Annotated in this window: 16 protein-coding genes; 12 read left to right on the forward strand and 4 right to left on the reverse strand. The window is 74.3% G+C overall.

Annotated features, from left to right (window positions below):
* Nucleotides 1-23 precede the first annotated feature (23 nt).
* The gene (locus ACWIZO_RS15460; RefSeq protein ID WP_448638532.1) at nucleotides 24-902 is read right to left on the reverse strand and encodes a 2-hydroxy-3-oxopropionate reductase; all 879 of its coding nucleotides are present in this window, start codon (nucleotides 900-902) and stop codon (nucleotides 24-26) included.
* Between the two features lie 86 nt (nucleotides 903-988).
* On the reverse strand, nucleotides 989-1,804 hold the full coding sequence (locus ACWIZO_RS15465; protein WP_448638533.1) for a hydroxypyruvate isomerase family protein: 816 nt from the start codon (nucleotides 1,802-1,804) through the stop codon (nucleotides 989-991).
* Between the two features lie 427 nt (nucleotides 1,805-2,231).
* On the opposite strand from ACWIZO_RS15465, the gene allB reads away from it, so the two are divergent.
* From allB to ACWIZO_RS15525, 12 genes are all read left to right on the forward strand, one after another.
* On the forward strand, nucleotides 2,232-3,584 hold the full coding sequence (gene allB / locus ACWIZO_RS15470; RefSeq protein WP_448638534.1) for an allantoinase AllB: 1,353 nt from the start codon (nucleotides 2,232-2,234) through the stop codon (nucleotides 3,582-3,584).
* 2 nt (nucleotides 3,585-3,586) lie between these two features.
* Nucleotides 3,587-4,813, forward strand: a complete 1,227-nt coding sequence (gene alc / locus ACWIZO_RS15475; protein WP_448638535.1) for an allantoicase — start codon at nucleotides 3,587-3,589, stop codon at nucleotides 4,811-4,813.
* Nucleotides 4,810-5,664 carry a 2-oxo-4-hydroxy-4-carboxy-5-ureidoimidazoline decarboxylase gene (gene uraD, locus ACWIZO_RS15480; RefSeq protein ID WP_448638536.1) on the forward strand — a complete coding sequence of 285 codons (855 nt, stop codon included), beginning with the start codon at nucleotides 4,810-4,812 and terminating at the stop codon, nucleotides 5,662-5,664. The genes alc and uraD overlap by 4 nt, the downstream gene beginning before the upstream one ends.
* 16 nt (nucleotides 5,665-5,680) lie before the next feature.
* A complete protein-coding gene (gene pucL, locus ACWIZO_RS15485) occupies nucleotides 5,681-6,559 on the forward strand; it encodes a factor-independent urate hydroxylase (RefSeq protein WP_448638537.1) in 879 nt (292 codons plus the stop codon).
* Between the two features lie 35 nt (nucleotides 6,560-6,594).
* Nucleotides 6,595-8,082, forward strand: a complete 1,488-nt coding sequence (locus tag ACWIZO_RS15490; protein ID WP_448638538.1) for a nucleobase:cation symporter-2 family protein — start codon at nucleotides 6,595-6,597, stop codon at nucleotides 8,080-8,082.
* A gap of 100 nt (nucleotides 8,083-8,182) precedes the next feature.
* Nucleotides 8,183-9,895: an NAD-dependent malic enzyme gene (locus ACWIZO_RS15495; RefSeq protein ID WP_448638539.1), complete on the forward strand. Its 1,713-nt coding sequence runs from the start codon at nucleotides 8,183-8,185 to the stop codon at nucleotides 9,893-9,895.
* Nucleotides 9,896-9,940: 45 nt separating this feature from the next.
* On the forward strand, nucleotides 9,941-10,411 hold the full coding sequence (gene bcp / locus ACWIZO_RS15500; protein ID WP_448638540.1) for a thioredoxin-dependent thiol peroxidase: 471 nt from the start codon (nucleotides 9,941-9,943) through the stop codon (nucleotides 10,409-10,411).
* Between the two features lie 133 nt (nucleotides 10,412-10,544).
* The gene (locus ACWIZO_RS15505; protein WP_448638541.1) at nucleotides 10,545-11,801 is read left to right on the forward strand and encodes a DUF6986 family protein; all 1,257 of its coding nucleotides are present in this window, start codon (nucleotides 10,545-10,547) and stop codon (nucleotides 11,799-11,801) included.
* Nucleotides 11,802-12,310: 509 nt separating this feature from the next.
* Nucleotides 12,311-13,522 (forward strand): AI-2E family transporter, encoded by a 1,212-nt coding sequence (locus ACWIZO_RS15510; protein ID WP_448638542.1) that lies wholly within the window; start codon nucleotides 12,311-12,313, stop codon nucleotides 13,520-13,522.
* Nucleotides 13,523-14,340: 818 nt separating this feature from the next.
* Nucleotides 14,341-14,676, forward strand: coding sequence for a TraR/DksA family transcriptional regulator (locus ACWIZO_RS15515; protein WP_448638543.1), 336 nt, complete (start codon nucleotides 14,341-14,343; stop codon nucleotides 14,674-14,676).
* A gap of 14 nt (nucleotides 14,677-14,690) precedes the next feature.
* Nucleotides 14,691-15,977: an NAD(P)/FAD-dependent oxidoreductase gene (locus ACWIZO_RS15520; protein WP_448638544.1), complete on the forward strand. Its 1,287-nt coding sequence runs from the start codon at nucleotides 14,691-14,693 to the stop codon at nucleotides 15,975-15,977.
* Nucleotides 15,978-16,166: 189 nt separating this feature from the next.
* Nucleotides 16,167-17,378: a PucR family transcriptional regulator gene (locus tag ACWIZO_RS15525; protein WP_448638545.1), complete on the forward strand. Its 1,212-nt coding sequence runs from the start codon at nucleotides 16,167-16,169 to the stop codon at nucleotides 17,376-17,378.
* A 254-nt stretch (nucleotides 17,379-17,632) separates the two neighbouring features.
* Here ACWIZO_RS15525 and ACWIZO_RS15530 read toward each other — a convergent pair whose 3' ends face one another.
* Both ACWIZO_RS15530 and ACWIZO_RS15535 read right to left on the reverse strand, forming a co-directional pair.
* Nucleotides 17,633-17,845, reverse strand: a complete 213-nt coding sequence (locus ACWIZO_RS15530; protein ID WP_448638546.1) for a hypothetical protein — start codon at nucleotides 17,843-17,845, stop codon at nucleotides 17,633-17,635.
* 316 nt (nucleotides 17,846-18,161) lie between these two features.
* Nucleotides 18,162-18,755: an RNA polymerase sigma factor gene (locus tag ACWIZO_RS15535; protein WP_448638547.1), complete on the reverse strand. Its 594-nt coding sequence runs from the start codon at nucleotides 18,753-18,755 to the stop codon at nucleotides 18,162-18,164.
* Between the last annotated feature and the right edge of the window lie 230 nt (nucleotides 18,756-18,985).

Here is an 18,985-nt window from a genome sequence, read left to right on the forward strand (position 1 = left end):
CGTGATCGGTGGGGTGGGGCTGGTCAGGAACGGCCGGAGAGCTGCTCGACGAGCTTGAGCAGCGCCGAGTGGTCGAGGGCGCCGTCGCCCTGGGCCCTCAGGCCGGCGACGAGCTGGGCGACGACCGCTCCGAGCGGGATGACGACCCCGGCCTCGCGGGCGGCGGAGGTCACGATGCCCAGGTCCTTGTGGTGCAGCTCGATGCGGAACCCGGGCGTGAAGTCACGGCGGAGCATCGCCGCCGCCTTGCGGTCGAGGATCGCGTTGCCGGCCAGACCCCCGGCGAGGACCTGCACCGCGGCCTCGGTGTCGACGCCGTGGGCCTCGAGGAAGACGATGGCCTCGGCGACGAGCTCGATGGTGCCGGCGACGATGAGCTGGTTGGCCGCCTTGACCGTCTGGCCGGAACCGGCCGGCCCCACGTGCACGATCGTCCTGCCGACCGCCTCGAGGACGGGCCGGGCGTCGGCGAAGTCCTCGGGGCTGCCGCCGACCATGATCGAGAGGGTGGCGTCGACCGCGCCCTGCTCGCCGCCGCTGACCGGGGCGTCGAGGACGCGGACCCCGCGCTCGTGGCCCGCCTCGGCGACCCGCTTCGCGACGTCCGGGCGGATCGAGCTCATGTCGACGTGCAGGGTCCCCGGCTCGACCAGGCCGTAGAAGCCGTCGTCGCCGATGGTGACCGCCTCGACGTCCGGCGAGTCGGGGACCATGGTGACGACGACGTCGGCGTCCCGCACCGCCTCCGCGAGGCTGCCGGCTGCGCGCCCGCCCCGCTCGACCAGCCGCTGGACGGGCTCGGGGCTGCGGTTGTGGCCGATGACGTCGAAGCCGGCCGTGACCAGGTTGGCGGCCATCGGGCCGCCCATGATGCCGAGGCCGATGAAGGCGACCGTTGTCATCAGAGTTCCTCCGTGTCGGGGCGGTGGAGTCCAGGCGGTGGAGTCCAGGCGGTGGAGTCCAGGCGGTGGACGTCAGGCGGTGGACGTCAGGCGGTGGCGCGGTGCAGCCAGCCGAAGCTGTCGGCCGAGGCGCCGCTGGGCTTGTACTCCAGCCCGACCCAGCCGTCGTAGCCGGCGTCCGCGAGCCGGCCGAGGTGGCGGTCGAGGTCGAGCTCGCCGGTACCGGGCTCGTTCCGGCCGGGCGCGTCGGCGATCTGCACGTGCGCGACCCGCCGGCCGTGGGTGGCGACCACCCGGTCGAGGTCGTCACCGTTCACCGCCAGGTGGTACAGGTCGCAGAGGAAGCCCAGGTTCCTCACCCCGGTCTGCTCGGCGACGCGGTCGATCACCCCGAGGGCGTCGGCAGCGGTGCGCAGCGGGTACCGGGGGGCACCGCTGACCGGTTCGACCAGCACCGTTCCCCCGATGCGGCCCGCGGCCCGGCCGGCGAGGGCCAGGTTCTCCACGGCAAACTCGTCCTGGTGCTCCGGCGAGTCGTCGTCGACCCGGTTGCCGTACAGCGCGTTGAAGGCCCGGCAGCCGAGCTGCTCGCCGATCCCGACGGTGACCTCGACGTTGTCCCGGAACTCCTGCGAGCGGGCAGGCCAGGAGACCAGCCCCCGGTCACCCGCCGGCATGTCCCCGGCCGAGAAGTTCAGTCCGACCAGCTGCACCCCGGCGTTCCGGACGGCCCGGACGAAGGCGTCGACGTCGGCGTCGGAGGGCACGGCGACCGGGAAGGGCCACCAGAACTCGACTCCGTCGAATCCGGCGTCCTTCGCCGCGGCCGGGCGTTCCAGCAGCGGCAGCTCGGTGAACAGAATGGAACAGTTGACCTCGTACTGGAGGGTGCGAATGACCATCACGTCTTCCGGGAGAGGGGATCCGGCATGGGCGGGAGAAATGGTCGAGCCTGCCGCGCCGGAGAGTTACGCGAGCCGGGTGGTCGTCGATGGGACGACGTCCGGATGAACGTGTTCCGGACCGTATGCACTGGTGAGCGACGCGGTCAAGCGATCTGCCGGCAGAAACTACCTGCGAGCGCAGATATATGGAATATGCGCCTGGAGCCTCGATGTCCGCTTTCTCGGTCCGAGAGTATTTCATATATCGCGCGCAGGGTGTTGACTGGGTCACAGCACTGCTCCTAGCGTCCTCCGGCATCAGCCGTCCGCTCCGAGGCCGGGCAGGACACCCGGTCGGGATGTGTGCGCACACCTGCCTCCCTGGCAGGTCGCCCGCTGGTTCGGACGGCCTCATCGCCCTCTCTCCGCACCACCAGGAGGTCTCGTGACCCGCTACGACACGGTCCTGCGTGCTCGGCGCCTCGTGGCGTCGGGACGCGAGCAGGCCGGGAGCGTCGGGGTCCTCGACGGGCGCATCGCCGCGGTCGAGCCGCTGCAGTCGGATCTGCAGGGAGAGCGGGTCGTCGAGCTCGGCGACGACGTCGTGCTGCTCCCCGGTCTCGTCGACGCCCACGTGCACGTCAACGAGCCCGGTCGCACCGAGTGGGAGGGGTTCGCGTCGGCGACGCGGGCGGCGGCTGCCGGAGGTGTCACCACGATCCTGGACATGCCGCTCAACAGCATCCCGCCGACGGTGGACGTGGCCGCGCTGGAGGTGAAGCGCAAGAGTGCCCTCGGCCAGATCTCGGTCGACGTCGGCTTCTGGGGCGGCGCCGTCCCCGGGAACCTGGGGGAGCTGACCGGGCTGCACGCCGCGGGCGTCTTCGGCTTCAAGTGCTTCCTGGTGCACTCGGGAGTCGAGGAGTTCCCCCCGCTGCGCCCGGAGGACCTCGAGGACTACCTGCGGGTGCTGCGGACCGTCGACGGGCTGCTCATCGTGCACGCCGAGGACGGCGACGCGATCGAGGCGGCCCCCAGCGTGCACGGCGACGACTACCGCGACTTCCTGTCCTCACGGCCACGGGTGGCGGAGGACCGGGCCATCGGCCGGGTCATCGACGCTGCCCGGGCCACGGGAGCGCGGGCGCACGTCCTGCACCTCTCCAGCAGCGACGCCCTGCCGATGATCGCCGAGGCGCGCCGCGACGGCGTGCGGATCACCACCGAGACCTGCCCGCACTACCTGACGTTCGCGGCCGAGGAGATCCCCGCGGGGGCGACGCAGTTCAAGTGCTGCCCGCCCATCCGCGAGGCGGCCAACCGCGAGCAGCTGTGGCAGGGACTCGCCGACGGCACGATCGACTGCATCGTCTCGGACCACTCGCCGTGCACCCCGGAGCTCAAGCGGCTCGACCTGGGCGACTTCGCGCAGGCGTGGGGCGGCATCTCCTCCCTGCAGCTCGGCCTCTCCGACGTGTGGACCGAGGCCCGGCGGCGCGGCTTCGCCCTCCCCGACGTCGTGCGCTGGATGGCCGAGCGGCCGGCGCAGCTCGTCGGGCTGCAGCGCAAGGGCCGCATCGAGCCCGGCCACGACGCCGACTTCTGCGTGTTCGCGCCGGACGACGGGTTCGTCGTCGACCCCGCCACGCTCTTCCACCGCAACCCGATCACCCCGTACGCGGGCCGGCACCTCGACGGGGTCGTCCGCAGCACCTGGCTGCGCGGCCTCGAGATCGGCGGCGCAGAGCCGGCCGACGACCGCCCGCGGGGGAACCTGCTGACCCGAGGAGAGGCATGACAGTGAGCAGCCCCGTACAGGAACAGTCCGGCGTCGTGACGGCGGACCCCGGAGCCGACGCGGCGCCGGCGCGGGAGGACTCCACCCGCCTGCCCGACCTGGCCTCGCGCAGCCTGGGCGGCAGCGTCGTCCACGCCAACGACGAGCTGTTCGCCGAGCGGGAGAACCTGATCAAGCCGGAGGCGCCGTCCTACTCGACGTACACCTTCGGGCACAAGGGCCAGGTCTACGACGGCTGGGAGACCCGCCGGCGCCGCGAGCCCGGCCACGACTTCGCCATCGTCCGGCTGGGTGTGCCGGGGATCGTGCGGGGGGTCGTCGTCGACACCGCCTTCTTCAAGGGCAACTACCCGCCCGCCGTGTCGGTCGAGGGCGCCGCGGTCGAGGGCCACCCCTCCCCGGCGGAGCTGCTGGACGCGGAGTGGGTCCCCCTGGTGCCCCGCTCACCGGCCGCCGGCGACACGCGGAACGTCTTCGCGGTCGACCAGCCGCAGCGCTTCACCCACGTCCGCCTGTGCATGTACCCCGACGGCGGGGTGGCCCGGCTGCGGGTGCACGGCGAGGTGGTCCCCGACCCCCGGTTCCTGACCGACGGAGCCGTCGACCTGGCCGCCCTCGCCAACGGGGGCGTGGTCAGCGGCTGCAGCAACATGTTCTTCTCCTCGCCCACGAACCTCATCTCGCCCGGACTGGCGCGGCTGATGGGGGAGGGGTGGGAGACCGCCCGCCGCCGCGACGACGGCAACGACTGGGTGGAGTTCTCCCTCGCCGGGCCGGGCGTGGTGCGCCTGGCCGAGCTGGACACCAGCTGGTTCCTCGGCAACGCCCCCGGCTGGGCCTCCCTCCGCGGCACCCGCCGCCGGGGCGGTGCGGCGGCCGGCTCCGAGGAGTGGACCGAGCTGCTGCCCCGGACCCGGCTGCAGCCCGACACCCGCCACCTGTTCCGGCTGCCCGACGTCGGCGAGGTCGACACCGTCCGGCTCGACGTCTTCCCCGACGGCGGGATGGCCCGGGTGCGGCTGCACGGCGCCCTCAGCGACCAGGGGCGGGCCGAGCTGGGACTGCGCTGGTTCAACAGCCTGCCGGCCGGCCAGGCCCGGCAGGTGCTGGCCCAGGAGTGCGGCCTGGACGGCGCGGCGGCCGACGACGTCCTCGCCGGCCGGCCGGCCGCCGACCCGAGCGCGCTGCCCGGCGCCGTCCGCTCCCTGCTGACGGGGGGTGCCCGGTGAGCGGGTCGGTGGACGAGCTGCGGGCCGGTCTCGAGACGCTGGACGCGCTGCCCGCCGACCGGGCCGAGGAGCAGCTGGCCGCCTGCTGCGCGGCCCGGGCCTGGGTCACCCGCATGGTCGCCGGCCGGCCCTACGCCGACGTCGACGAGCTCCTGGCCGCCAGCGACCGCGCGATCGAGGACCTCGGACCCGACGACCTGGCCGAGGCGCTGGCCGCGCACCCCCGCATCGGCCAGCGGGTGGCCGGCTCGTCCCCCGAGGCCACCTGGTCGCGGCAGGAGCAGTCCGGGATGGACGACGCCGACGCCGAGGTCCGCGCCGCGCTGCGCGAGGGCAACCTCGCCTACGAGGCGCGCTTCGACCAGGTCTTCCTGATCCGCGCGGCCGGCCGCTCACCCGCGGAGATGCTCGCCGAGCTGCGCCGCCGGCTGGGCAACGACCCCGAGGCCGAACGGCGCGAGGTCGCCGAGCAGCTGCGGCAGATCACCCGCCTGCGGCTGGAGAGGGCGCTGCAGTCGTGCAGCTCCCTGTCCACGCACGTCCTCGACGCCGTCTCCGGGGAGCCCGCCGCAGGCCTGCGCGTGACCCTGGAACGCCGGTCGGGGGAGGACTGGCAGCTGCTCGGCGCCGGCGTCACCGACGCCGACGGCCGGCTGCGCGACCTGGCCCCCGACGGACTCGGCGCCGGTGTGCACCGCCTGACCTTCGCCACGGGCGACTGGTTCGCGGCGACCGGCCGGACCGGCTTCTACCCCGAGGTGACGGTGGCCTTCACCGCCACCGAGGACCGGCACCACCACGTCCCCCTGCTGCTCAGCCCGTACGCCTACTCCACCTACCGAGGTTCTTAGAACAGGAGTGATCCCCATGGCAGTCGTGCTCGGCCACAACCAGTACGGCAAGGCGGAGAACCGGGTCGTCCGGGTCTTCCGCGACCGCGACCCCCACGAGATCGTCGACTACGACGTCAGCGTCGCGCTCTGGGGTGGCCAGGAGGCGCCGCACCTGACCGGCGACAACGCGCCGGTGCTGCCGACGGACACGCAGAAGAACACCGTCTACGCCTTCGCGAAGGAGGACGACGTCGTCGCGCAGCCGGAGTCGTTCGGCGTCCGGCTGGCCCGCCACTTCGTCGACGAGACCGAGCCGATCACCCACGCGCGGGTCTGCATCGAGATGTACCCGTGGACCCGGCTGGGCAACCCGCACGCCTTCACCCGCGACGGCCGCTTCGTCCGCACCGCGACGGTGACCTACGACGGCTCGACCACCTGGGTGGTCTCCGGGGTCGAGGACCTGTGGATCCTCAAGACCACCGACTCGGAGTTCGCGGACTTCCTCGAGGACCGGTTCACGACGCTGGCGCCCACGCACGACCGCCTCATGGCGACCTCGCTGCGCGCGCAGTGGTGGCACACCAGCGAGGACGTCGACTGGGGCAAGTCCCACGACCGGGTCGTGCAGACGGTGCTGGAGACCTACGGCAACCACCACAGCCTGGCGCACCAGCAGACCCTGTTCGACTGCGGCGCGGCCGTGCTGGAGGAGCAGCCGGAGATCGGCGAGATCCGCGTCACCGCCCCGAACAAGCACCACTTCGTCTACGACCTGGCCCGCTTCGGGATCGAGAACGCCGGCGAGGTCTTCCACGCCGACGACCGTCCCTACGGGCTCCAGGAGCTCACCGTCCGCCGTGACGACGCCCCCGCCCCCGGCCTGGCCTTCGACCCCGGCCAGGGCTGGTGACCGGGCCCGACCGGCCGACCCGAGGAGGAGGACCGATGGCACTGAGGAGCAGGAAGCGGAGCGCGGCTGCGGCCGGGACGAGCGGGCACCCGGTCGACGAGGTGCTGCCGCCGGGACCGATGGTGGCCTACGGCCTGCAGCACGTGCTGAGCATGTACGCGGGGGTGGTCGCGGTGCCGATCATCATCGGCACCGCGCTCGGGCTCTCCACCCAGCAGACCACCTACCTGATCAGCGCCGGCCTGTTCATGTCCGGCCTGGCCACGCTCCTGCAGACGCTCGGCGTCTGGCGGATCGGCGCCCGGCTCCCGATCGTGCAGGGGACGTCGTTCGCGGCCGTCTCCACCATGCTGGCCATCGGCGCACCACTCGGCGGTGAGGCGGGGCTGCGTGCCGTCTTCGGGGCGCTCATCGTCGCCGGCGCCATCGCGCTGCTGATCGCGCCGTTCTTCACCAGGCTGCTGCGGTTCTTCCCCCCGGTCGTGACCGGCACCGTCATCACGGTCATCGGGGTGTCGCTGCTGCCGGTGGCGATGCGGTGGGCGCTCGGGACCGCGAACACCCCCGGCTACGGCTCGATGCGCAACATCGGCCTGGCCGGGGCGACCCTGCTGATCATCGTGCTGATCTACCGCTTCCTGGGCGGCTTCTTCAACCGCGTGGCCATCCTCTTCGGGCTCGTGCTCGGGACGCTGGTGGCCATCCCGTTCGGCGCCACCGATTTCGGCCGTCTCGGGGACGCCGCGCCCTTCCAGCTGACCGAGCCGTTCCACTTCGGCCTGCCGACCTTCGCCGTCGGGGCGATCGTCTCGATGCTCGTCGTGATGCTGGTGATCATGACGGAGACGACGGCCGACATCCTGGCCATCGGTGAGGTCGTCGACAAGCCGCTCAGCCGCCGCGACGTCACCGGCGGGCTGCAGGCCGACATGCTCTCCACCACCGTCGCCGGCGTCTTCAACGGCTTCTCGGTCAGCGCGTTCGCGCAGAACGTCGGCCTGGTCGCCGTCACCGGGATCAAGAGCCGCTTCGTCGTCGCGGTCAGCGGCGTCATCCTCGTCCTGCTCGGCCTCTTCCCGGTCCTCGGGGCCGTCGTGGCGGTCGTGCCGCTGCCCGTCCTCGGGGGCGCGGGGCTGGTGCTGTTCGGCACGGTCGCCGCCAGCGGCATCCGCACGCTGAGCAAGGTGGAGTACGACGGCAACACCAACCTGGTCATCGTCGCGGCCGCCCTGGCGATGGGCGTCATCCCCATCGCCGTCCCCGACTTCTACGAGCCCTTCCCGAGCTGGTTCCAGGTCGTCTTCGACTCCGGCATCAGCGCCGCCGCGATCACCGCCATCCTGCTCAACCTGCTGTTCAACGTGCGGCGCGGTCAGCCCGAGGAGGGGCCGATCTTCGCCGAGGCGCCGGCGATCGGAACCACCTACGAGGGGGACGGCGAGGGGATCGTCGTCGAGCACACCCACACCGCCTCCCCGACCCCCACCCGGACGACGCGCCCGGTTCCCGACAGCCACCATTGACCGGGACGACGGCGGAACGGGACCCGCCGGAGCCCGTTCCGTCGTCGCCGCGCCGCACCCCTGACCGCCACCGGCCGAGCCCCACACCCCAGGAGGACCCGTGTACGAACGGCCCTACGAGCTGATCGGTGCGCCGGACAGCCTCACCGCGCGCGTCCGCGCCCGGGGCAACGACGTCCTGCGCAACCCGATGCTCAACCGCGGCACGGCCTTCACCCGGGCCGAGCGGGAGGCGCTGGGCCTGGAGGGCCTGCTGCCCAGCGCGGTGTCGTCGATGGAGGGGCAGGTGCGCCGCACCGAGCAGCAGTACCGGGGGCAGCCCGACCCGCTCGCCAAGCACGTGTACCTGGCCAGCCTCCGGGACCGCAACGAGGTCCTGTTCTACCGGCTGCTCAGCGAGCACCTGGAGGAGATGCTGCCGGTCGTCTACACGCCGACCATCGGCGACGTCATCGAGCGCTTCAGCCACGACTACAACCGCCCGCGCGGGGTCTTCCTGTCCATCGACGAACCGGACGCCGTCGAGGAGGCGCTGCGCGCCTACGGCCTCGGGCCCGACGACTGCGACCTCGTCGTCGCCACCGACTCCGAGGGGATCCTCGGCATCGGGGACCAGGGCGTCGGCGGCGTCCAGATCGCCATCGGCAAGCTGACCGTCTACACCGCGGCCGGGGGCATCCACCCGCGGCGGGTCGTCCCCGTCGTGCTCGACGTCGGCACGGACAACCTCCGCCTGCTCGACGACCCGATGTACCTGGGCAACCGGCACCCCCGGGTGCGCGGCCGGCGCTACGACGACTTCATCGACGCGTTCGTGACCGCGGCCACCACGCTGTTCCCGAACGCCCTGCTGCACTGGGAGGACTTCGGCGCGAGCAACGCCCGGCGCATCCTCGAGCGGTACGACCCGACCTGCTGCACCTTCAACGACGACATGCAGGGCACGGCGGCGGTCGTGCTCGCCGCGGTCCTCGCCGCGCTGGGGGCCACCGGCGCGCCGCTGCGCGACCAGCGGGTAGTGGTCCACGGCGCGGGGACCGCGGGGATCGGGATCGCCGACATGCTCCGCGACGCCATGGTGCGCGAGGGGCTGTCCCGCGAGGAGGCGACGCAGCGGTTCTGGGCACTGGGCAGCCGCGGGCTCCTGACCGAGGAACGCGCCGCCGAGCTGCGGGACTTCCAGGTGCCGTACGCCCGCCCCGCGGGCGAGACGGCCGGCTGGGCCGGCGCGGACGGGGCCATCGGGCTCGCCGAGGTCGTGGCCCGGGCCCGGCCGACGATCCTCATCGGCACCTCGGCCCAGCCGGGGGCCTTCAGCGAGCCCATCGTGCGGACGATGGCGGCCTCCGCCGACCGACCGGTCATCCTGCCGCTGTCCAACCCCACCTCCCTGTGCGAGGCCCTGCCCGAGGACCTCCTGGCCTGGACCGACGGCCGAGCCCTGGTGGCGACCGGTAGCCCGTTCCCGCCGGTGCACCACGACGGCACGGAGCACGTCATCGCGCAGGCGAACAACGCGCTGGTCTTCCCCGGCCTGGGGCTGGGGGTGTCGGTGGTCAAGGCCCGGCGGGTCAGCACCGGCATGCTCAGCGCGGCCGCCGCCGCGGTCGCCGAGCTCTCCGGCGCGGGCGCTCCCGGGTCCGCGCTGCTGCCGCCGGTGGACGACCTGCGGCTGGTCTCCGCGGCGGTCGGCATCGCGGTGGCGCGGGCCGCGGCGGCGGAGGGACTGGCCCAGGTCGAGCTGCACGACCCGGTCGGGCAGGTGCACGCCGCGATGTGGCGGCCGGAGTACCCGCGGATCGAGGCCGTCTGACCAGCGGTGCGAGTCAGCCACCACGAGTCGACCCAGGAGAGGACGATGCCGCAACGGCTCCAGTCGGGCGATCCCGCCCCCGAGTTCACCCTGCCCACCCCGGACGGCGACGACGTGTCACTGCAGAGCCTGCGTGGCGGGAAGGCGGTCCTCTACTTCTACCCGGCGGCCATGACACCGGGCTGCACCACGGAAGCCCGCGACTTCCGGGACGACCTCGGATCGTTCTGCGGTGCCGGCTACACCGTCCTCGGCATCTCACCGGACGACCCGCAGCAGCTCGCCCGTTTCCGCGAGCAGCACGCCTTGACCTTCCCGCTCCTCGCCGACACCGACCACGCCGTCTGCGAGGCCTACGGCGCCTGGGGAGAGAAGCAGGTGGACGGCAGACCGGTGACAGGGGTCATCCGGTCCACCGTCGTCCTCGACGAGGAGGGCCGGGTGGAGACGGCGGTGTACGGCGTCCAGGCGACCGGTCACGTGGCCGAGCTGCGCCGGACCCTCGCGCTGGGATGACCGGGCCACCGGCTGCCACGACCACGCCCGCGGAGGTGAGCCGGCACTCCGACCGGTCACCGTCCCGGCTCGACCGTGACCACCCACGAGGTCGTCGACCGGTGCACCCGGCGACGGGGAGAGGACCACGCGGATGACCGAGCTGAGCGACGACCTCGCCGACGTCCTGGACGAGCGGCTCGCCGAGGCCGACCGGGAGCTCCGGCTGCGCCATCCCGGCGATCCCGGGACGCGGCAGCCGGTGCACACCGTCTACGTCCCGGCCGACCGCTTCTCCGCCGACGCCCACCACCGGTGGGGGGCGCAGGCGGTGGAGCTGCTCGACCGGCACGCTCCCTCGACGGAGGCACTGGCCGACGTCACCGGCATGCCCGTCGAGCTGGTGGGCGACGTCCACGACCGGGTGCGCGCCAAGCTCACCCGTGAGCCGATCGAGGACCTGCGCGTCGACTTCGAGGACGGCTACGGCCGGCGCTCCGACGACGAGGAGGACCGGGCGGCCGGCGAGGCGGTCGCCGCCCTCGCCGCGGCTGCCCGGGCCGAGGGCGGGCCACCCTTCCTGGGCATCCGGTTCAAGAGCTTCGAGGCGCCGACCCGCCGGCGTGGACTGCGCACGCTCGACCTCGTCGTCGGCGGGCTCCACGCGTCCGGCGGCCTCCCGGAGGGGTTCGTCGTGACCTTGCCGAAGGTGACCTCGGTGGCGCAGGTCGAGGCCATGGTGGAGGTCTGCGCTCGACTGGAGCAGGCCCACGGTCTGCCCGACGGCAGGCTGCGGTTCGAGATCCAGGTGGAGACCCCGCAGGCCATCCTCGCCGCGGACGGGACCGCGACCGTCGCCCGCATGATCTCCGCGGCGGACGGGCGCTGCACGGGGCTGCACTACGGCACCTACGACTACAGCGCCGCCCTCGGCATCACCGCTCCCCAGCAGAGCCTGGAGCACCCGGCCGCCGACCACGCGAAGGCGGTGATGCAGGTCGCCGCCGCCGGTACCGGGGTGCGGCTCTCCGACGGGTCGACCAACGTGTTGCCGGCGGGGGACCGGGACGCGGTGCACGCGGCCTGGCGCCTGCACGCCCGGCTCGTCGCACGGTCGCTGGAACGCGGCTACTACCAGGGCTGGGACATGCACCCGGGCCACCTGCCGACCCGCTACCTGGCCACCTACTCCTTCTTCCGGGCGAGCCTCCCGGTGACGGCGGCGCGGATCAGGGCCTACCTCGGTCGCGTGGAGGGCGGGGTCATGGACGAACCCGCGACGGCCCAGGCGCTCGCGGGCGCAGTCCTGCGCGGAGTCGACTGTGGCGCCGTGACGGCGGAGGAGGCCGGCGAGCTGACCGGCGTGGACCGCGCCCGACTCGACGGGCTCGCGCGGCGCGTCGAGGTCTGACCGAGGGACGGGTTCCACCGGTCGAGGCGCCGTCCATGCGTGCCGTCCCCGAGCGGATCCGCCGCGGCCGACGCGGCCCGTCGACGGCTCCGGTCAGGAGCGACCAGTGAGGTCGACGTCGCCACGGCCTCCGGCACCGCCGGCCGAGCCGGCTCGTGCTGGACGAACGCGCACCCGTACCGCCAGCAGCGTCAGCCCGCCGAGGACCCGCAGCAAGTGCTGCTGCCCGCCCCGGCGCAGCCGGGCCACGTGCAGCTGGGCGGAGAGGCTACGAGTCGCGCTCGCGACGTGGGACCGGCGATCCGACTGGTCGCCACCGACGACGCGCACGACCCGGATGCGGCACGGGCGCGGCGGTCACCACCCCGCCGCCCGCTGCCCACCGCCGCCCGCTGCCCACCGCCACCCGCCGAGACGGTGCGTCGAGGGCTCGACGGCCGGCCAGCTCGTGACCTCGGTCCGCCCGTGGCTGTCGTCCGCGCCTCGATTCCGCACGACCGGAGTCGGGCATGACCACGACCGTGACCCAACCTCGCAGCCCCGCGGAGCGTCCCGTCCCGACGCGCACCATCCTGGCCACGATCGGGCTGCTGCTGGCGACCGCGCTCGCGCTCTACGTCGTCGTCGAGACGCGTCAGGTGCTCACCTGGATCGTCGTCGGCGCGTTCTTCGCCGTCGCACTCGGGCCGGTCGTCGGGTTCGTGCAGCGGCGCCTGCTCGGCGGCAGGCGGCGTGCCCTGGCCACCCTGCTGGTCTTCCTCGTCGCCTTCGTCCTCCTCGCGGCCCTGGTGACGGCCTTCGCCGTCCCGCTCGCCCAGGAGGCCACCAAGCTCGCCGGGCAGCTGCCGCAGCAGATTGCTGACGCGCGGGCCGGCCGTGGCCCGGTCGGCGACCTGCTCGAGCGCTTCCACGTGCTGGACTGGGTGCAGGACAACCAGGACCGGATCAGCTCCTTCGCCAGCGGGCTGACCACGCCGGCCGCCGGCGTGCTCAGCGGTGTGGCGAGCGGGCTGACCGGCGCGGTCACCATCGTCGTCCTGGCCTACCTGTGGGTGCTCGAGGGCCCCAAGGTCGTCGACGGTTTCATCGCCCTGTTCGAGCCGCGGACCGGTGAGCGGATCCGCCGGGTGGGCACCGACTGCGCCCGGTCGGTGACCGGCTACATCTCCGGGAACCTGCTCATCAGCATCGTCTGCGGGGTGCTCACCTACGTCGTCCTGCTCATCGCGGGAGTGCCGTTCGCCGGCCTGATCGCCCTGTTCGTCGGGCTGGCCGACCTCGTCCCCCTGGTGGGCGCGACCGTCGGCGGGGTGGTGGCGGTCATCGCCGGCTTCGTGCACTCCGTGCCCGCCGGCATCACCGTGCTGGTCTTCTTCCTCGTCTACCAGCAGCTGGAGAACCACCTGCTGCAGCCGCTGGTGTTCGCTCGCACGGTCAAGCTCAACCCGCTGACGGTGATCGTCGCCATCCTGGTGGCGGTGGAGCTCGCCGGCGTCCTGGGCGCGCTCCTGGCCATCCCGGCGGCCAGCATCATCCAGGTCATCGCCCGCGACGTGTGGGACCACCGCAGCGGCCGGCCCAAGGAGGTGCCGACCGTGGGGGAGGACCGCCGCCCCGCGGACCCGGCGCCTGCCGCGCCGGCGTCCGCGCACGCCTTCCACGGCAACGTCGTCGCCGCCGTGGACCCGCAGCAGGTGGCCACGGACCCACACCGCCGCTGAACGCGGGCCGCGGCCCGGGTTCGGGTCGCCGCCTCACCGGAGGGCGCCCACCGCCGCCGGTGTTCCTGCGCGCCGGCGAGGACGAGCGGGCCCATCCCGACGGCGCCCCGTTCCCGTGTCGCCCGAGCAGCAGGGACCACCGCGACCGCGGCGCTCGACGCCGGGCGCTGGGACGGCGCGTCGTCCGCGACCCACCCGTCCACGGGCACGAGGGCCGTCGGGCACGCGTTGCCGACGTCCCGCCAGTACCGCGACACGGACCGCACCAGTGCCGGAGCCGCGAGGACGGCCGGCCCGGCCCACGGGGCGCGACGCCGACGAACACGATCACGGTGCCGACGGCGCCGACCGCGAGGGCGGCGAGGCCCCCGCTCCCGCCCGGTTGCCGACCCGTTCGATCTCGTTCCAGGACCGCTGTTCCTGATCGCTGAGCACGATCCACCTCCTCGCACCCGACCGTGCGTGCCTGCCCGTGGCCCGGCCGGGTCCGGCACCGGTCAGCTCGAGCCCGGTGTCCAGGCCGATGACCGGCAACGGCGTCCCGTGCGGGACGTGCCGAGCACCGGCAACGAGAGGGACCACGGGTTCACCGGTGACCGCCCTTCTCCGGGCAGGGACGGGGCGGGATGGTCGGGTCACGGCCTCGACGGGCCCACTGGCGGAGGAGGTGTCGGGGATGACCAGCACGCAGTGGCGGCGACGCAGTCAGCACCGGGGGCCGCCGGGGGAGCGCTGACCGCGCAGGTCGCCCCGGCCCACTCCAGGCGTGTCCCACCGATCGGTGGGACACGCCTCCTGCCTTCCCGAAGGAGAACAGCATGACGGTCACCCTCCCCTCGACGGCCGCGACCGCCGCGGCTCCGGCAACGCGGTGGGAGCTGTTCCGGGTCCTGCTCACCGACCAGCGCGCCGACTGCCTCCGGCAGCGCGAGCTCGCGCTGGCCGAGGCGGCCACGGCCGTGCCGGACCCGGTGGCGGTGAACCGGTCCGCGACCCTGCTCCGCAGGATCGACGAGATCGATGCGGCGCTGCAGCGGATCACCGACGGCACCTACGGCGTGTGCACGCAGTGCCGCGACGACATCCCGTCCGAGCGGCTGGAGGTCCGGCCGCACGCCGCGACGTGCGTCGCCTGCCAGCGCTCGGCGCACTGACCGGAGGAGCGGGCGTGTCCTGCGAAGGGCCTGTCCACCACGGTCCCGCGTTCGCCGCCGGCACACCCCAGCACGTCGCCGTGGTCGGTGCCGGCATGGTCGGCCTGTCCTGCGCCTGGTTCCTGCAGGAGGCCGGCGTGCAGGTCACCGTCTACGACCGTGATCGCGTCGCGGCCGGCGCCTCCTGGGGCAACGCCGGCTGGCTCACCCCGGCGCTGACCGCGCCGCTGCCCGAGCCGGCGGTGCTGCGCTACGGGCTGCGCGCCGCGCTCAGCCCCCGCTCGCCGGTGTACCTGCCGCTGCGCGCCGACCCGACGCTGCTGCGCTTCCTCGCCGGGTTCGTCGCGCACAGCACCCCGCGGGCGTGGCACCGCGGCGTGGCGGCCTACGCCCCGCTGAACGGGCGGGCGCTCGAGGCGTTCGACGTCCTGGCAGCCGGCGGGGTGCCGGCTCCGACGCACCGGGCGGAGACGTTCCTGGCCTGCTTCCGCCGCGAGCGCGGGGCCGAGCGGCTGTGCGCCGAGCTCGAGCAGATCCGCGACGCCGGGCAGGAGGCCGGCTTCCACCCGGTCGTCGGCTGGCGTGTGCGGGCGGTGGAACCGGTGCTGACCGAGAGGGTGGCCGCCGCCGTGCGGATCCACGGCCAGCGGTACCTGCACCCGCCGGAGTTCGTCACCGGCCTGGCCGTCGCGGTACGGACCCGCGGCGGGCAGGTCCTGCAGGACGCCGAGGTGGTCGATCTGCAGCACCACGCCGGCGGGGTCACCGTCACCACCGCCGCCGGGGAGCGGTCGCGCCACGACGCCGTCGTCGTGGCATCCGGCGCCGACCTGGGCCGTCTGGTGCGCCGGTTCGGGGTCCGCTGCCCGGTGCAGGCCGGCCGTGGCTACAGCTTCAGCGTGCCGGTGGAGCAGATGCCGCGCGGTCCGCTGTACTTCCCGACCCAGCGGGTGGCGCTCACGCCGCTGGGGGAGCGGCTGCGGGTGGCCGGGATGATGGAGTTCCGCCGTCCCGGCGACCCCCTGGACCCCCGCCGGATCGACGCGATCGTCGAGGCGGTCCGGCCGTTCCTGGTCGGGGTGGACCTCGACGACCGGCGCGACGAGTGGGTCGGCTCCCGCCCGTGCACTCCCGACGGGCTGCCGCTGCTCGGCCGCACCGCGTCCCCGCGGGTGTTCGTCGCCGGTGGCCACGGCATGTGGGGCATCGCGCTGGGTCCGGTCACCGGCCAGCTGGTGGCCCAGGCCGTGCTCAAGGGCGAGACCCCGGCGGAGCTGGCCCCCTTCGACCCGCTGCGCTGACCCGTCCGCGTCCTCGTGGAGGTCCCCGTGCCGCACGCCCCTCCACCGGTCCGACTCCTCGGCGTCCCCGACCCGGCGGCCGGCGGGCCGACGCCGCCGACCAGCCCGGGCGGCGGTCGACGGCGCCGCCCGCGCCTGGGGGGCCACGATGTCGTTGCCACCGCCCGGCGACGACGTGGAGGAGGGGCCGTGAGCCGCAGCCGTCCGCCCGAGTGGGAACCGGCCCTCGACGACTGGTTGAGCTCGGTCGGGGCCTCGGCGGCGAACGCCGTGAAGGCGCCGGCGGACCTGCTCGGCGGCTACCTGCCACTGCTGGCCGACGCCGCCATCAACGGCCGACGCCCGGACGACGTCGAGCTCGACGCGGTGCGCGAGCTCGGCCGGCGCGCCGCCGCGGAGGGTGTCAGCGCGCGCCGGGCGGTCGACCTCTACCTGTCCGCCGCGTGGCGGCTGTGGCGGCAGCTGCCCGTGGTCGCGCGCTCGTCGGACCCGGAGAAGGTGCGCCGGGCCGCCGAGGCGGTGCTGCGGGTGCTCGACGACGCGGTCGGCGTGCTGGTCGACGGCCACCAGGCCGAGCGGCGGGAGATGATCCGCCAGGAGGAGGCCCTGCGGGCCGGGTTCGTCGACGACCTGCTGCGCGGTGACACCGACGTGGCCCGGATGGTGGAGCGCGCCGAGCCGTTCGGCATCGACCTGGGCAAGTCGCACCAGGTCGCGCTGGTCGCACCGCAGGACGGCGACGGCGCGGTCGACCGCGCGGCGATCGCGCTGGAGCGGGCGGTGGTCGAGCGGTTCGGCGACCGCGAGGTGCTGGTGGCCACCAAGGACGGCCGCGTGGTCGTCGTCGTCCCGGGGAGCCCCGTCCCGGCGTCCGCCGCGCTGCGGGGCGTCGACCTGGGTGCGGCGCTGCAGCAGGACCTGTCCCGGCGCGCCATCGCCGGCCGGTGGCGGGTTGCGGCGGGGCGGCCCTTCCCCGGCGCCTACGGGGTGGCCCGCTCCTACGAGGAGGCCCTGGAGGCCCTGACCTTCACCGACCGGCTCGGCCTGGACACCGACGTCGTCCACGCCCGCGACCTCCTGGTCCACCGCGTGCTGGGCCGTGACCAGGCGGCCATCGTCGACCTGGTCCGCGACGTCCTCACCCCCCTGGACCGGGTGCGCGGCGGCGCGGAGGTGCTGCTGGAGACCCTGCGGGCGTACTTCGACGCCGGCGAGGTCGCGACCGAGGCCGCCCGCCGGCTGCACGTCTCGGTCCGCACGGTCACCTACCGCCTGGCCCGCGTCGCCCAGCTCACCGGCTACCGCGTCTCCCGGCCCGACCAGCGGTTCGCACTGCACGCGGCCGTGCTGGGCGCCCGGCTGCTCGACTGGCCCGCCACCCCGCTGCCCCCCGAACCCTGACCGCACCCGGGACCGGCCGGGCGGAACGGCCGGACCGCCGCCCGCGCGGCGCCGGACCGTAGGCCCCGGCCTCCCCCGGGGGAGGCCGGGGCCTACGGTCCGCTGTGCCCCGGCGGGATGGCCGGGCTCAGCTGGGCCGGCCCGTCAGCGCGCTGCGCGGTCGGTGCTCCACGGCCGCCGACGGGCTGCCGGTCGCCCCCGTCCTGACCGGGACCGAGCCGCCGATCCCGACGGGGCCGGCGGACCGACCCGCGTCACGACGAGGTGTACAGCGGTTCTCCGGGAGTGCTGGTGCCCGGGTACACGTCCAGCACCGCGTCGATGAAGGAGAGCCATTCCGCAACCGCGGCGCGGGTGCCCGGCGTGTCCTTCTCCGCCTGGTGCAGGCGCGCCGTGGCGAGCTGCGCGCGGGCACGGCAGAAGTCGTGCTGCAGCTCGTCGGCGAGGCCGGCGTGGATCGTCGTCATGGCTGACCTCCGGGAGGGTCGTCGTGGGTCGAGGACTGACAGGGGGCGGTGCTCAGGCGGCCAGGGAGCCTGCCGCGCCGACCGCTGGGGGGACGTTCCGGACGGGCGCGGTCGGAGCCGGCCGAGGGCGGGGGCCGCCGCGTCGGGCGCACTGGTCGGCCAGGTGCCAGGCGGTGCAGGCCGGGCAGCAGGCCAGCCAGACGCTGCGGGCGTGCCGGGTGCAGGGTGCGGGATCGGACACGACGACCCCTCCTTCGTGGGTGCGGTGTCGTGGTGGGATGGGTACGACGAGGACGACGACCCCGGTGGTCCGGGATCAGGCGGCCGGGCCCAGGCCGCGGTCGGCGAGCCTGACCCGGAGGCGGGCCAGCGCGCGTCCCCGCGTGGGACCGATGCTGCCGATGGGCATGGCGCACGTGGCCGCGACCTCGTCGTAGGAGTCGAGCTCGTCGCGGAAGAGCGCGACGAGCAGGCGCTGCTGCCGCGGCGGGAGCTCGGCCACGGCGGCCCACAGGTCCCGCGCCTCGTCGCGGTCGGCGACCTCCCTGGCGGGGTCGGCCGTGGCGTCCGGGGTCTCGTCGACCGTGGGCAGCGGGAGCACCCGGGAGGACCGGCGCAGGACCGCCAGGGACTCGTGCGTCGCCGTGACCGCGAGCCAGCCGGCCAGCCGCTCGGGGTCGCGGATGGTGTGCACGTGCTGCAGCAGGCGCAGCCAGGTCGTCTGCACCACGTCGTGGACGTCCGCCGCCTGGAGGCGGAACGACGCGGCCACCGACCGGACGAGCCGGTCGTACTCGGCGATCAGCTGCCGCCAGGCCGACTGGTCGCCGTCGGCCATCCGGGCGAGCAGCGTGGCGTTGTCGCACGCGCGGGGGGCCTGCGCCGGGGTGGGGAGGAGCTGTGTGGTCATCGCGCCGCGGTCCCGTTCTCGACGGATCCGCCCGGTGCGGAGACCGGTCCGCGGATCCTCAGGGTGGGTGGAACAGCCTGGGTGCAGTGCGCCGGCGTCCACGGCCGATCCCGTGACGGTCGTCGTGGTGGTCGCGCTGCACCCGGTCCGGCTGCAGGGAGGACGCTAGGAGCGGCGCCCGCGCCGGGCTGCCAGCCCGCGGACACGCCGGCTGTCATCCGGATGACAGG

Source organism: Geodermatophilus sp. URMC 63 (assembly GCF_053502565.1).